13 protein-coding genes are annotated in these 12569 nt (G+C 64.4%); 10 read left to right on the top strand and 3 right to left on the bottom strand.

The features are described 5' to 3' along the window. The first annotated feature begins 233 nt into the window (after positions 1-233). From ppa to motD, 8 genes are all read left to right on the top strand, one after another. On the top strand, positions 234-764 hold the full coding sequence (gene ppa / locus HH302_RS14880) for an inorganic diphosphatase (protein ID WP_172203016.1): 531 nt from the start codon (positions 234-236) through the stop codon (positions 762-764). A gap of 424 nt (positions 765-1188) precedes the next feature. Then, positions 1189-2343, top strand: a complete 1155-nt coding sequence (gene flhB / locus HH302_RS14875; protein WP_172203015.1) for a flagellar biosynthesis protein FlhB — start codon at positions 1189-1191, stop codon at positions 2341-2343. A gap of 72 nt (positions 2344-2415) precedes the next feature. Continuing rightward, positions 2416-4515: a flagellar biosynthesis protein FlhA gene (flhA, locus tag HH302_RS14870; protein WP_172203014.1), complete on the top strand. Its 2100-nt coding sequence runs from the start codon at positions 2416-2418 to the stop codon at positions 4513-4515. Positions 4516-4753: 238 nt separating this feature from the next. Then, positions 4754-6373, top strand: coding sequence for a flagellar biosynthesis protein FlhF (gene flhF, locus HH302_RS14865; protein WP_216661925.1), 1620 nt, complete (start codon positions 4754-4756; stop codon positions 6371-6373). Next, positions 6370-7155, top strand: a complete 786-nt coding sequence (locus HH302_RS14860; RefSeq protein WP_172203013.1) for a hypothetical protein — start codon at positions 6370-6372, stop codon at positions 7153-7155. The genes flhF and HH302_RS14860 overlap by 4 nt, the downstream gene beginning before the upstream one ends. Before the next feature lie 124 nt (positions 7156-7279). Next, entirely contained in the window at positions 7280-8035 is a 756-nt protein-coding gene (locus tag HH302_RS14855; protein WP_172203012.1) for an RNA polymerase sigma factor FliA, read from the top strand. A gap of 14 nt (positions 8036-8049) precedes the next feature. Beyond that, on the top strand, positions 8050-8790 hold the full coding sequence (locus tag HH302_RS14850) for a flagellar motor protein (protein ID WP_172203011.1): 741 nt from the start codon (positions 8050-8052) through the stop codon (positions 8788-8790). Between the two features lie 183 nt (positions 8791-8973). Then, positions 8974-9801 carry a flagellar motor protein MotD gene (motD, locus tag HH302_RS14845; RefSeq protein ID WP_172203153.1) on the top strand — a complete coding sequence of 276 codons (828 nt, stop codon included), beginning with the start codon at positions 8974-8976 and terminating at the stop codon, positions 9799-9801. A gap of 50 nt (positions 9802-9851) precedes the next feature. Here the strand turns inward: motD and HH302_RS14840 are convergent, their stop codons facing one another. From HH302_RS14840 to flgA, 3 genes are all read right to left on the bottom strand, one after another. After that, on the bottom strand, positions 9852-10328 hold the full coding sequence (locus HH302_RS14840) for a flagella synthesis protein FlgN (RefSeq protein ID WP_172203010.1): 477 nt from the start codon (positions 10326-10328) through the stop codon (positions 9852-9854). A 28-nt stretch (positions 10329-10356) separates the two neighbouring features. After that, the gene (flgM, locus tag HH302_RS14835; RefSeq protein ID WP_172203009.1) at positions 10357-10662 is read right to left on the bottom strand and encodes a flagellar biosynthesis anti-sigma factor FlgM; all 306 of its coding nucleotides are present in this window, start codon (positions 10660-10662) and stop codon (positions 10357-10359) included. Positions 10663-10810: 148 nt separating this feature from the next. Further along, a complete protein-coding gene (flgA, locus tag HH302_RS14830) occupies positions 10811-11512 on the bottom strand; it encodes a flagellar basal body P-ring formation chaperone FlgA (RefSeq protein WP_172203008.1) in 702 nt (233 codons plus the stop codon). Positions 11513-11724: 212 nt separating this feature from the next. Here flgA and flgB point away from each other — a divergent pair, with 212 nt between their 5' ends. Continuing rightward, positions 11725-12132, top strand: a complete 408-nt coding sequence (gene flgB, locus HH302_RS14825) for a flagellar basal body rod protein FlgB (RefSeq protein WP_246479849.1) — start codon at positions 11725-11727, stop codon at positions 12130-12132. Positions 12133-12147: 15 nt separating this feature from the next. Continuing rightward, the gene (gene flgC, locus HH302_RS14820) at positions 12148-12555 is read left to right on the top strand and encodes a flagellar basal body rod protein FlgC (protein WP_172203007.1); all 408 of its coding nucleotides are present in this window, start codon (positions 12148-12150) and stop codon (positions 12553-12555) included. The last annotated feature ends 14 nt before the right edge of the window (positions 12556-12569 follow it).

The raw sequence follows: 12569 nt of genomic DNA, 5'->3' as shown, positions 1-12569 counted from the left end.
TTTGTTTTGTAAGGTCAAACTGCCTGAAGCGACTCTCTTGGCGTCCGTGTCGTAGAACTCCGCGATCGCGGGCGCTGCGGCATCCTAATGGACGCTCGTCCCCCAACGCAACGCGCGGCGCGGCGCGTCTGATCCAGCGCAAGTCCGCGAGTTTGGGTGCGGTGCAGCAACCCGTAAGCTTGGGATGTTAAAATTCGGCCCTGCGCGTTCCCAAATCACACAGAGAGACCGACATGAGCCTTCACAACGTCACGCCGGGCAGCAAGGCCCCGGGCGAATTCAACGTCATCATCGAGATCCCGGCCCACGCCGATCCGATCAAATACGAAGTCGACAAAGAAACCGGCGCGATGTTTGTCGACCGGTTCATGGGTACTTCGATGCATTACCCGTGCAACTACGGCTATATCCCTTGCACGATCGCCGGCGACGGCGACCCGGTCGACGTGCTGGTCGTGACACCGTTCCCGCTGCTGCCGGGTATCGTGGTGCGCTGCCGCGCGATCGGTATGCTCAAGATGCAGGACGAGGGCGGCGAGGACGCCAAGCTGATCGCCGTGCCGATCAGCAAGACCACGTCGCTGTACGACCGCGTCAAGAGCCTGGACGACCTGCCCGAGCTGCTGCGCAGCCAGATCGTGCACTTCTTCGAGCACTACAAGGATCTGGAGCCGGGCAAGTGGGTCAAGGTGCTTGGCTGGGGCGGACTGGAAGATGCAATCGGAGAGATCATGGCCGGCATCGAGAAGGGCTCCAAGGGCTGATATTTGTTCGTTTAGCCCTAAAGTTGGGAGAGATTCGGTTCGTTAACTAAATCGTGGGGTGGTTCCCACGCATCGACTCTCTCCTTGAAGGCCGTCCCACGGGGCGGCCTTTTCTTTTGTTGAGCGCCTTTGGGCGGCGTGGATAGGGGCCTTGATGATGGTTCCTGGGGGCGCCCGAAAGACCTTAGTGCTTGCCGGTGACGTGTCCTGCGTTTCATCGGAATCTGCTGGAGGCTTTGCGCTGCACGGTTCCTGATCGTGAAACGCCCCGAATCGACCGGGCAGGATGGCTTTGGGGGCCGCCGCATCGGCCCCATGCCGGAAGTCCGTTGTACCTGGCCGAATAGCGGGCGTTAACCCCGCCTTATCGGGGCCTCGTGCGTGACGTGCTTGCCGATAATCAGCCACACGGAGTTCATGCGCCATGGCTGAAGACAGCGATCTCGAACGTACAGAACCAGCATCAGGCCGACGGCTTGAGCAGGCCCGCGAGGAGGGCAATGTCCCCCGTTCACGCGAGCTTGGGAGTCTGGTTGTGCTGCTCGGCGGCGTAGCGACGATGTGGGTGCTGGGGGGCTGGCTGTATCAGCGGATGGCGATGCTCACCCGCGCGGGGCTTTCGCTCGAGCCCGCGCAGACGCGCGACCCGGCGCTGATGATCCATGCGCTGTCCGATCTGTTCACCGACGGGCTGACGACCTTGCTGCCGCTGTTTCTGGTGCTGGTGATCGCCTCCGTGGCGGGGCCGATCGCGGTGGGCGGGTTCAATGTGTCCACCAAGGCATTCTCGTTCCAGGCCTCAAGGCTGAACCCGGTTGCGGGCCTGATGCGGCTGTTTTCGATGCACGGCTTGTCTGAGCTTGTGAAGGCGCTGCTCAAGGCGATCCTGATCGGCTCGATCGGCTACTCGGTGATGAAGGCGCGTGGCGAACAGTCTCTGCACCTCATGGTGATGGCGGTCGAGCCGGGGCTGTACGAGTTCGCGCAGATGCTCCTGGCCTCGACTCTCACGTTGGTGTCCGGCTTGGTGTTGATCGCACTGGTTGATGTGCCGTTCCAGCTCTGGCAGTACTACAGCAAGCTGCGCATGACCAAGGATGAGCTGAAGCAGGAATTCAAGCAGCAGGAAGGCGACCCGCAGATCAAAGGTCGCATCCGCCAGCGTCAGCGTGAGATGGCTCGCCGCCGCATGATGCAAGAGGTGCCCAAGGCGGACGTGGTGGTGACCAACCCGACCCACTACGCAGTGGCGATTCGCTACGACGGTGCTTCGATGCGCGCCCCGAGGGTGGTCGCTAAGGGCAGCGACCTCGTGGCCCAGCAGATCCGCGAGGTGGCGCGGGCGAACCAGGTGCCACTGCTCGAAGCCCCGCCGCTGGCCCGTGCGCTGTACCGCCACACCGAGATTGGCGACGAAGTACCTGCGGCGCTCTACACCGCGGTGGCCGAGGTGATGGCGTGGGTCTTCACCTTGCGCCATGCAGCGGCGCATGGGGCTACACCGCCCGCGGAACCCTCCCACCTGCCGGTGCCGCCGAAGCTTGACCCGGCGCACGGCGTCTCGGGAGCGCCGCAATGACTGCGCAAAACCGATTTGTCCGGATGACCGCCGCGCATCGCGCTGCGGTCGCCGCGTTGAAGGAGCCGAAGCATGGCGAGTAACACCAACGTCGTAGACCTGCGGGAGATCTTCTCGCTGGCCAATATCCGGCAGCTCGCCGCCCCCATCCTGATCGTGATGGTGCTGGCGATGATGGTGCTGCCGCTGCCAGCCTTCCTGCTCGATCTGTTGTTTACCTTCAACCTTGCCGTCGCGGTGATGGTGCTGCTGGTCGGCATGTACACCCGCAAGCCCTTGGATTTCTCGGCCTTTCCAACGGTGCTGCTCACCACCACCTTGCTGCGACTTTCCCTGAACGTTGCGTCAACGCGGGTCGTGCTGCTGGAAGGGCATACCGGCCCGGACGCCGCCGGCAAGGTGATCGAGGCGTTTGGTCACTTCCTGGTTGGCGGCAACACGGCCGTGGGCATCATCGTGTTCATCATCCTCACGGTGATCAACTTTGTCGTGATCACCAAGGGCGCGGGGCGGATCGCTGAGGTGGGGGCACGCTTCACCCTTGATGCGATGCCGGGCAAGCAGATGGCGATCGACGCCGATCTGAATGCCGGCCTGATCGACGACAAGGAAGCGAAACGTCGCCGCTCTGAAATCAGCCAGGAGGCGGATTTCTACGGTGCGATGGACGGTGCGTCCAAGTTCGTTCGCGGCGACGCGGTCGCCGGCATCCTGATCATGGTGATCAACGTGTTCGGTGGCCTCATCGTCGGCATCGTCCAGCACGATCTGTCCGCCGCCGAGGCCGGCAAGGTCTACACGCTGCTGGCGATTGGTGATGGCCTCGTCGCCCAGCTGCCAGCGCTGGTGATCTCGGTTGCCGCCGGTATGGTGGTGTCGCGCGTGGGTGACGACCAGGATGTAGGTGCCCAAGTCGTCGGGCAGGTCTTCACCAACCCGACGGTGATGGTGCTGACCGCGTCCATCCTGGGTCTGATGGGCCTGATTCCCGGCATGCCGAACTTCGTCTTCCTGCTGCTCGCCTCCGCCTTCGGCTGGGGCGCTTGGCACCTGACCAAGAAGGCCAAGGCGGATGCCGAGGCGGCCGAATCGTTCGCAGCCCCGACGCCGACTGCGCCGACCGAATCCAACGAGGCAAGCTGGGCCGACGTAACGCCGGTCGATGTGCTGGGGCTCGAAGTGGGCTACCGGCTGATCCCGATGGTCGACAAGGGGCAGGACGGCGAACTGCTGCGCCGCATCCGCGGCTTGCGCAAGAAGTTTGCGCAGGACGTCGGCTTCCTGGCTGCGCCGGTGCACATCCGCGACAACCTGGAATTGCGCCCCAACGCCTATCGAATCACTCTCAAGGGGGTCGAGATCGGCACTGGCGATGCCTACCCCGGCATGTATCTGGCGATCAACCCAGGTCGGGTCAGCGGCCCGCTGCCTGGCAACCAGACGCGCGACCCGGCGTTCGGCCTGCCCGCGATCTGGATCGAGGCTGGGCTGCGCGAACAGGCGCACGCGATGGGCTACACCGTGGTGGACGCCAGCACGGTTGTCGCGACGCATCTGAACCACGTGATCATTGGCCACTCGGCAGATCTGCTCGGGCGGACGGAGACGCAGTCGCTACTCGATCACATCGCAAAGGATTCGCCCAAGCTGGTCGAGGATCTGGTGCCCAAGCTCATGCCGCTGCATGTGCTGCAGCGCGTGCTGCAGTACCTGCTGGAAGAGGGCGTCAACATCCGCGACATGCGCACGATCATCGAGACGCTGGCGGAGCAGGCTACCCGCACGCAAGACCCGATGGAACTCGCCGCGCGCGTGCGCACCGCGCTCGGCCGAGCGATCGTGCAGCAGATGTTCCCCGGGGGCGTCGAACTGCAAGTCATGGCGCTGGACCCGACGCTCGAACGCCTGCTGCTGCAGGCCATGCAGTCGGGCGGTGGCGAAGGGGTGCTGGAGCCCAACCTCGCCGACAACCTCATGCGCGAAGCGGCGGGGGCGGCGCAACGGCAGGAGGACCTCGGCCTGCCGCCGGTGCTGCTGGTGCCCAACCAACTGCGCTGGCTGCTTGCGCGCTTCCTGCGCCGTGCGGTGCCGAACATGCGTGTGCTGGCCAATTCCGAAGTGCCGGAGTCGCGCAACATCCGTGTCACCGCGATCATCGGTGGCAAGGGGTGATCCGGTTCTCGGCTTTTCGATGGCGCCTGCGGGCGCCATTTTTCATTGCGGCAAGCCATGCGGCAGAAATGGCCGGTTTTTCCCGGCGTGTTCTGCCGCTCACTACCCGGTGTGGCGGCGAATAATCGGCCCCAGGCAATGCCAGATGCGTCCTTCGTGGGTGGAATGGCACTTGCTGATACGGGATAGATGATTCGCGGCCCTTGCCGCGCAAGGCAAGCAGCACCGGAGGCTCACGATGATCAACGTCAAGCGTTACTACGGCCGCACCGCCCGCGACGCGCTTCGGCTCGTCAAGGAAGAACTCGGCAACGACGCCGTGGTGCTTTCCAACCGGGCGGTTGATGGTGGCGTCGAGATCTTGGCGCTGCCGAGCGAAGAGGTCGGCGCCGTGCAAGCCGGTATTCGCGCGCAGACGCGCGCCGCCGCTGCGCCGCCCGCGCCGGCACCGACGGCTGCGCCGATCCGGGTCGAGCCGCCGCAACCGCGCGCCGCTGCGCCTCGCATGCAGGCGCCGGCGAGCGACGATGCTGATTTCCGAGTCAGCCTCAGCACCCGTGTCGCCCGTGCAGGCGGGGGTGACGTATCGCTCAATCAAGGCCTGGCCGAGGGCGTGCCGCATGCGGTGAGCGATCCGCACGCCCAGATCCGCCCCTTCATTCCGCCGCGGGTTGACCGCTACGGCCGCCCGGAGGAACCGCCGCTGGAGCGCACGACGCCGCCCGAGAACCCCTGGGCGCAACGCGCAGAGTTGCGCGCCGAGGCAGCCGACAGTTATCCGCGCCCGACGCGCCCCGCGAGCGCCCCAGCTGCGCGGCGCGACCGCCAGGCGGAGGAGCAGGCTGCGGAGCTGGCCCGCCAGGCCGCTGAGGCGGCTGCGGCCGAGAAGGTGCGTGCGCTGGAAGCCGCCAACGCCAAGATGGCCGACGAAATGGGTGCGATCCGCGGCATGATCGAACGCCAGCTGGCCGGGTTTGCCTGGGGTGAGCTCACCCGCGGGGCGCCGGTGCGCGCGCAGATCATGAGCGAACTGCTGGAAGCGGGTTTTTCCGCACAGCTCTCACGCGAGCTGACCGAGGTGGTGCCGGTCGATGTCAGCGCGGATCAGGCGCGCAGCCTGGTTCGTAACCAGATCGGGCGACGCATGCTGACGCTTGAGTCCGAGGCTGATCTGATCGAGCGCGGCGGTGTCTATGCGCTTGTCGGGCCCACCGGGGTGGGCAAGACGACGACCGCAGCCAAGCTTGCCGCGCGTTGCGTGGTGCGCCACGGCGCCGATCGGCTCGCGCTGATCACGACTGACGGCTACCGGATCGGCGCGCACGAGCAGCTGCGCATTTACGGTCGCATCCTTGGCGTGCAAGTTCATACGGTGCGCGATGCGTCCGAACTTCGCCGCACACTCCAGGATCTCGCGGGCAAGCACATGGTGCTGATCGACACGATCGGCATGAGCCAGCGCGACAAGATGGTTGCCGAGCAGGCCGCGATGCTGTCGGGCGCTGGCCATGTTCGCCGGCTGCTGCTGCTGAATGCGACGAGCCGCGGCGACACGCTGGAAGATGTGGTGCGCGCCTACGAGGGCCCGGATCTCGCAGGTTGCATCCTGAGCAAGACCGACGAGGCTGCATCCCTGGCGCCTGCGCTTGACGTGGTGATCCGCCACGAACTGCGTGCCTACTACATTGCAAACGGCCAGCGCGTGCCGGAAGACCTGCATCTGCCAAATCGTGCGTGGCTGACGCACCGTGCGCTGCGCGAACTGGCGCCTGATTCGCCTTTCCGCCTGACGCCCGAAGATGCCGGCCTGCTCAGCTCGGCCCCACGCAACCGCGACAACGACGGAGCGCGCGCATGAAGCCCGGATTCGAGGATCAGGCTGCTGGCTTGCGTCGCCTGCTGCGCCGCGCGCCACCTCAAGTGGTCGCGGTGAGCGCCTTCGGTGCCGGTGCGATGCATTGGCTGGCGGGGCAGGCGCTGACGCGCGCACAAGGCGGTCGCCAGGTAACGGTGTTCGACGAGATGGCAAGCTGCGGCAACCTCGCCGACGCGCTCGGCGCTGCGGCGCGCTTCGATCTCTTGCAGGCGGTGGAGCGCCATGTATCGCTTGAGGCTGCACGCGTCGAGGCAGGGCCGGGGCTGTCGCTGTATTCGTCGGCGCGCCTGGCGCGCGCCCTGAATGGCGCCGACCGGGTGTTGAGCGAGCGTTTCGCCGAAACCTGCCGCGCCTTGCAGCGTGGCTGCGATCTCTGGTTGATCCACGCACGGGCCGACGAGCGCCGTAGCCTCTCGCCGCTCGCCAGTGCGGCGCACCGGATGGTCGTCGTGGTCGATGGCTCGCCGCGGGCGATCACCGAAGCCTACGCGCTGATCAAGCATTTGGATGGTGGTCCGTGGCCGCAGATCGACCTGGCTCTGGCAAATCCCCGTGATCAGGACGAGGCAGAGGCCCTGTTGGCCAACCTGGTCCTGGTCGGGCATCGGCAAACGAGCCTCGCGCTGCGTCGCGTGAAGGGATTGGATGCTTGTGCGGCCGCCGCCGCGGCAGCATCTGACACTACGACGGACGGCGTGTTTCTGGATCGTGTTCTCGGCTTGGCGCGGCGAAGGCAGCGTACCTCGATGGCGCTGGCGCTGTGAGCCAGAAGAAAAAATCCTGAAATAGGGCTCAATTTCCCTCTCAGGCGGCCGATAGTGTGAGTAGTGACGGCAGGGAGGCTTCGTCCGAAGCCTCGAACGAGACCGTAGAAGAGAGAGTCACACGATGTACACCGCATCGGGAACGCTAGACAAGAACCAACTCGTCACGCAGTACGTTCCACTGGTGAAGCGAATTGCGTATCACCTGATGGCGAAACTGCCGGCGAGCGTGCAGGTTGAAGACATCATCCAGAACGGCATGCTGGGTTTGCTCGACGCGATCGGGCGTTACGAAGAGGGCCTGGGTGCCCAGTTCGAAACCTATGCCGTCCAACGTATCCGCGGCGCCATGCTCGATGGCCTGCGCGAAAACGACTGGCTGCCGCGCAGCCTGCGCCGCGAGATGCGCCGCATCGAAGGCGCGATCCACCAGCTTGAACAACGCCACGGCCGCCAGCCGACGGAGAAGGAACTGGCCGAAACGCTTGGCATGACGCTGGCCGACTACCAGAAGATGCTGCAGGAAGCGCGCGGCTATCAACTGGTCTACTTCGAGGATTTCAGCGACGAGGAGGAAGAAGACTTCCTCGAGCGCCATGTCGCCGGCAACGAGGCAGATCCGCTCGACATGCTGGAAGACAAGAAGATGCGCGAATCGCTGATCAAGGCGATCGACGATCTGCCCGAGCGCGAGAAGATGGTGATGGGTCTGTACTACGAGGAAGACCTGAACCTGCGCGAGATTGGCGAAGTGCTCGGCGTTTCCGAATCGCGCGTCTGTCAGTTGCACAGCCAGGCGATCGCACGCCTGCGCTCGCGCATCTCGGGCCAGGTGCGTAGTCATGCAGCCAGTGCGCGCGGACGCCGCGCGTCGATCTGAGCGGAGCACGCGCCGTGGATAAGATCAGCATCCTCGGCCTGTTTGTCGGCTTGACGGCCATCGTCGGCGGGCAGGTGCTCGAAGGCGGCCACATCGGCTCACTGGTCCAGCCCACGGCTTTCCTGATCGTGATCGGCGGAACGCTCGGCGCGGTGATGCTGCAAAGCCCATTCACGGTGTTTCGCCAGGGGCTTCGGATGGGCGCTTGGATCTTCGTGCCACCGGTGCCGCCGTTTCGCCGCGTCATCGAGCAAATCGTTTCCTGGAGTGGGATCGCACGCAAGGAAGGCCTGCTTGCGCTGGAAGGGCAGGCGATGGGGCTGAAAGACAGCTTTGCCGCCAAGGGCTTACAGCTGCTTGTCGATGGTGTCGAACCAGAACGGCTTCGCGAGGTGCTCGAAGTCGAAATCGGCGCCTGGGAGCAGCAGATGAAAACCAGTGCCAAGGTGTGGGAGGCTGCAGGTGGTTATGCGCCGACCATCGGTATCCTCGGTGCGGTGATGGGTCTCATCCATGTGATGGAGAACCTCTCTGACCCTTCAAAGCTCGGCGCGGGTATTGCGGTGGCCTTCGTGGCGACGATCTATGGTGTCGGCTCGGCGAACCTGATCTTTCTGCCGATCGCGAAAAAGTTGCAGGCCCATATCGCGCAACTCGTCGCAGTGCGCGAAATGTTGGTCGATGGCCTGGTTGGCATCGCCCATGGCGATAATCCGCGCATTATCGAAAGCCGCTTGCAGGGCTACGTCACCTGACGTGTTGCGGCGCTTGTTCTAGGCTGCCGCGTCAAATTCACATTCATCATTCTCGGCTCTGTCCTGCGATTCGTCGCGGGCTCAGGGCCGGCTTCAGCAGCCAGATATTTCTGAACCGTCCGCCTCAAGTTGTGGTCGCGTTCGCCGTTCTTTCCTATGTCTTAAGCGCATTTACCGGAACGCATCATGGGTCGTCGCAAGCACGAGGAAGAGCACGAGAATCACGAGCGGTGGCTCGTCTCGTACGCAGATTTCATTACGCTGCTTTTTGCGTTCTTCGTGGTGATGTACGCGTTGAGCTCGATCAACGAGGGCAAGTACCGGGTGCTCTCGAACTCGCTTGTGAGCGCCTTCCGTAATGTGACGACGAACGCCGACGGCATGCAGATCGTGCCGCGTGCGTCGATCGCGGGTGCGGTGCCGCAGCAGGCGAAGGTGCAAAAGTCGCCCGCCGAGAGCGAGGCGCGGGTGCAAGCGCGTCAGCAGATGCACAGCATGGCGGAACAGGTCCGGCGCGTGTTGGAACCGCTGGTGCGCGGCGGCCAGGTGTCCGTGAATGAGGGCGCGCATGGCATCTCGATCGAGATCAATGCCAGTGCGCTGTTCAATCCGGGTGAGGCCTACCTTGGGAGCGACGCGGTGCGTGCGCTGCGTGCCGTGGGTGAGGTCTTGGCACAGGGCGACTTCCCGATCCGCGTTGAGGGGCATTCCGACAATATTCCGATCGCGACCGCAGCGTTTGCGTCGAACTGGGAACTGTCGTCGGTGCGCGCGAGCTCGGTGGTGCGCTTGTTCATTGATACTGGTGTCGATGCGCGTCGGCTTACGGTGGCGGGCTACGCAGACCAGCGACCGATCGCGGATAACAGCACAGCCGACGGACGCCAGCGCAACCGCCGAGTCAGCATTCATGTGGAATCAATGTTGCCGCCCAGCGCCGAAGCACCGGCGGTGGGGCCGGTGACACCCAATCCGGGTGGCGCGGCGCTTGGCGCTACATTGCCGGAATGACTTGATCGTTCAGAACGCCGAGGGGCCGGTCAGCGGGCTGGCCGGCCGGCTCAGGCTTGGCCGAAGAGCCGACCGCCTGGGCGCGTTGAGGTGATGCCGCCTGCGTCGTAGAGGCTCGGCCCGGTGCTCGCGAGCAGCACGCTCATCGCTTGCTGGTTGGCGCGCAGCTGGTCACGGATAAACTCGCCATTGCGCAAATTGAGTTGCTGCGCTCGTGCGGCGAGGTCGAGATAGTGCCGCCATGCCCGCTGGGTTTGTTCGGGAAGCTGCGCGGTGAATTCGGCCATTTGGCTGGCCCGCGCGTCAATGCCGGACCGACTGAGCAGCAGGGCCCTTGCGTTTTCCGTTTGTTGCAACTGACGTACGGCAGCGGTTTTGTCTTCCGCCAAGCCCAGCAGGGCTTCGACCTGGCCGGTGACAAGCAACTCGTGCTCGTCTTCCAGCAGGCGCACAAACCGCTCCAGCTGGCCGGAAACTTCGGCCAGCAGAGCGGAAAACTGGGCTTGGAGCAGGGCGGTCGGGTTCAAGCGCTATGCAGACTTGTAATGCGCGCCGTCAAGCTTGGCGCGGCTGGGACTGCAGCATCTGACGGACGCTTTCGATCAAGCCATCGGCAACCTTTTCCGGATTGACACGGAAACGGCCGTCGGAGATTGCTTGCTTGAGCTCGCCCACCTTCGCGGCATCGACTTCAGGCACGCCGGCGAGCGTACCTTCCAGTTGCTGCAAACGCGATGCCAAGGGTGATACGTCGACCTTGGAACCCGCGTCGGCGCTGGGTTTTGCCGCGCTCTCGCGAGTGCCTCGCGCCTTCACGTCGCCGGCATTGCCGACGGACTTGTACGAACCTTCGATCTTCATGATGTCGCTCCTGTTTTCGCCTGTTCGAAGACCTAGCGGGCAGGAGCATGCTCCGTTTGCAGGGTCTTCTTCGGCTTGTTGTCAGGTTTAACGGCGCTATCTCACGGAACTTTAACCATTTTTCATCATTGCGCTGACAGGTCGCGAGTTACTGGCCGACATCGACCCGGCCGCCCGAGCGAGCGATGCCTTGCAGGACGCGGCCAGAGTCGAGCCGGACCTGGACCGGCTGCCCGTCCGCGGCGGCAGTCAGGGCAATGCCTTCGTTGCCCACCTGGAAGCCCGGCCCGTGAGATATGACCTGAACCCGCTGGCCGCGTTCCACTGCTTGCACCACCAGAAGCTGGTTGCTGCGTAGCGCAGTGCCGCCGGGCACCGCCTGCCGTAACGTCCGCCCGACCGCTTGGTCCGGGCGGGTGAGGGTGCCTGGCGGCAAAGCCGCGACGTCGCCGCGACGAACTTCCCAGTCCTGGGCGCCGAGTACGCTGCCGGCAGCAAGCGGGTGGGCCGCAACCAGGTAGTCGTCCTCAACCCGCACCCGCGCGGGAATGAACAGCGTCCAGGCCGGCTGTGGACAGCGCACGCCCACGGTGGTGTGTCCCCAGGCGCGCTGGCCGCTCGGCAAAAAGGCTTGCGGCGAATCGCAGGGTTTCGCGTTGCGGGGGATCGCAGCGTCGGCGATCTCGACTGTCACGGCGCCGCTGTTGCGCGATGCCTCGCGCATCAGAAACTGGGTTACCGCCTCGCGCAGGGCAGCCTGCGCAGCGCTCGCCGGTGTTTCCGGATGGGCTGGTGAAGCCAGCAGCAGCAAGGCGGTGAGCAGGATGGTTCGGACTGGCTTCGCGAGCATGGCGCGATTGTCACACGGGTCGCGTTTGCCGTGATGGCGGCAAGGCTTGCCGGCAGCGGCGGCAGCATGCGCATGAATTGCCGCCTGAATCGGGGTCTTTTCGGCGCAAGGCCGCGAGGCGGCTGCGCTGAGAATGCTGGCACGGAAGCTGCAAAGGGATAGGCGGGTGATTCGGACCGCTTCCCGCAGACCGGGCCACCAGGAGATTTGCGATGACCATGACCGCTCTAGACCGCCACCTTGGGTTCCAGCAAGCCGCGCTGAACACGCGGGCGTATCGCCAGGAGTTGCTCGCGGCCAACATCGCAAACGCCGATACCCCGCACTACAAGGCGCGGGACATTGATTTCAAGGAGGCGCTCATGGGCGCACTGGATGGCAAGGTCAAACCGCTCGCGCTGACGACAACCGCGCAGCGGCATATCGAGGGTGGCGCCAAGGCGCCGCTCGCGCCGTTCGTCAAGTATCGCCAGGAAGAGCAGTCGGCGGTCGATGGCAACACGGTGGATATGGATGTCGAACGCTCCGCGTTTGCAGAGAACGCCGTGCAGTACGAAGCGAGCCTGACCTTCATCAACGGCCTGCTGCGTTCGATGCAGCAAGCGATCCAGAACCAGTAAGCGCGGGCGGCCATCATGAGCATGCTCAACGTCTTCAACGTCGCAGGATCCGCCCTCAGCGCCCAGTCGGTACGCCTCAACGCGGTGGCGAGCAACCTCGCCAACGCTGAGAGCGTCGTGAAGTCCGACGGCCAGCCCTATCGCGCCAAACAAGTGGTCTTTGAGGCGACGCCGATGGGCGGCAACGGCGCAATGGGTGTGCACGTAAAGCAGATGGTGGAGTCGGCTGCGCCGTCCCGCATGGTGTACGACCCGAAGAACCCGGCTGCGAGCCCGGAAGGTTATGTGCAGTTGCCGAATGTCGACGTGGTTGAAGAGATGGTCAACATGCTGTCGGCCTCGCGCTCGTACCAGACCAACACCGAAGTGATGAATACCGCCAAGACCTTGATGCAGCGGACGCTGCAAATCGGTCAGGGCTAAGCAGGAGCTGACAG

This window comes from Niveibacterium sp. COAC-50 (genome assembly GCF_013184235.1).
Classification (GTDB): Bacteria; Pseudomonadota; Gammaproteobacteria; order Burkholderiales; family Rhodocyclaceae; genus Niveibacterium; species Niveibacterium microcysteis.
Note: the sequence above shows the minus strand (reverse complement) of the source record. Positions and strands in the feature narration are given on the sequence as shown.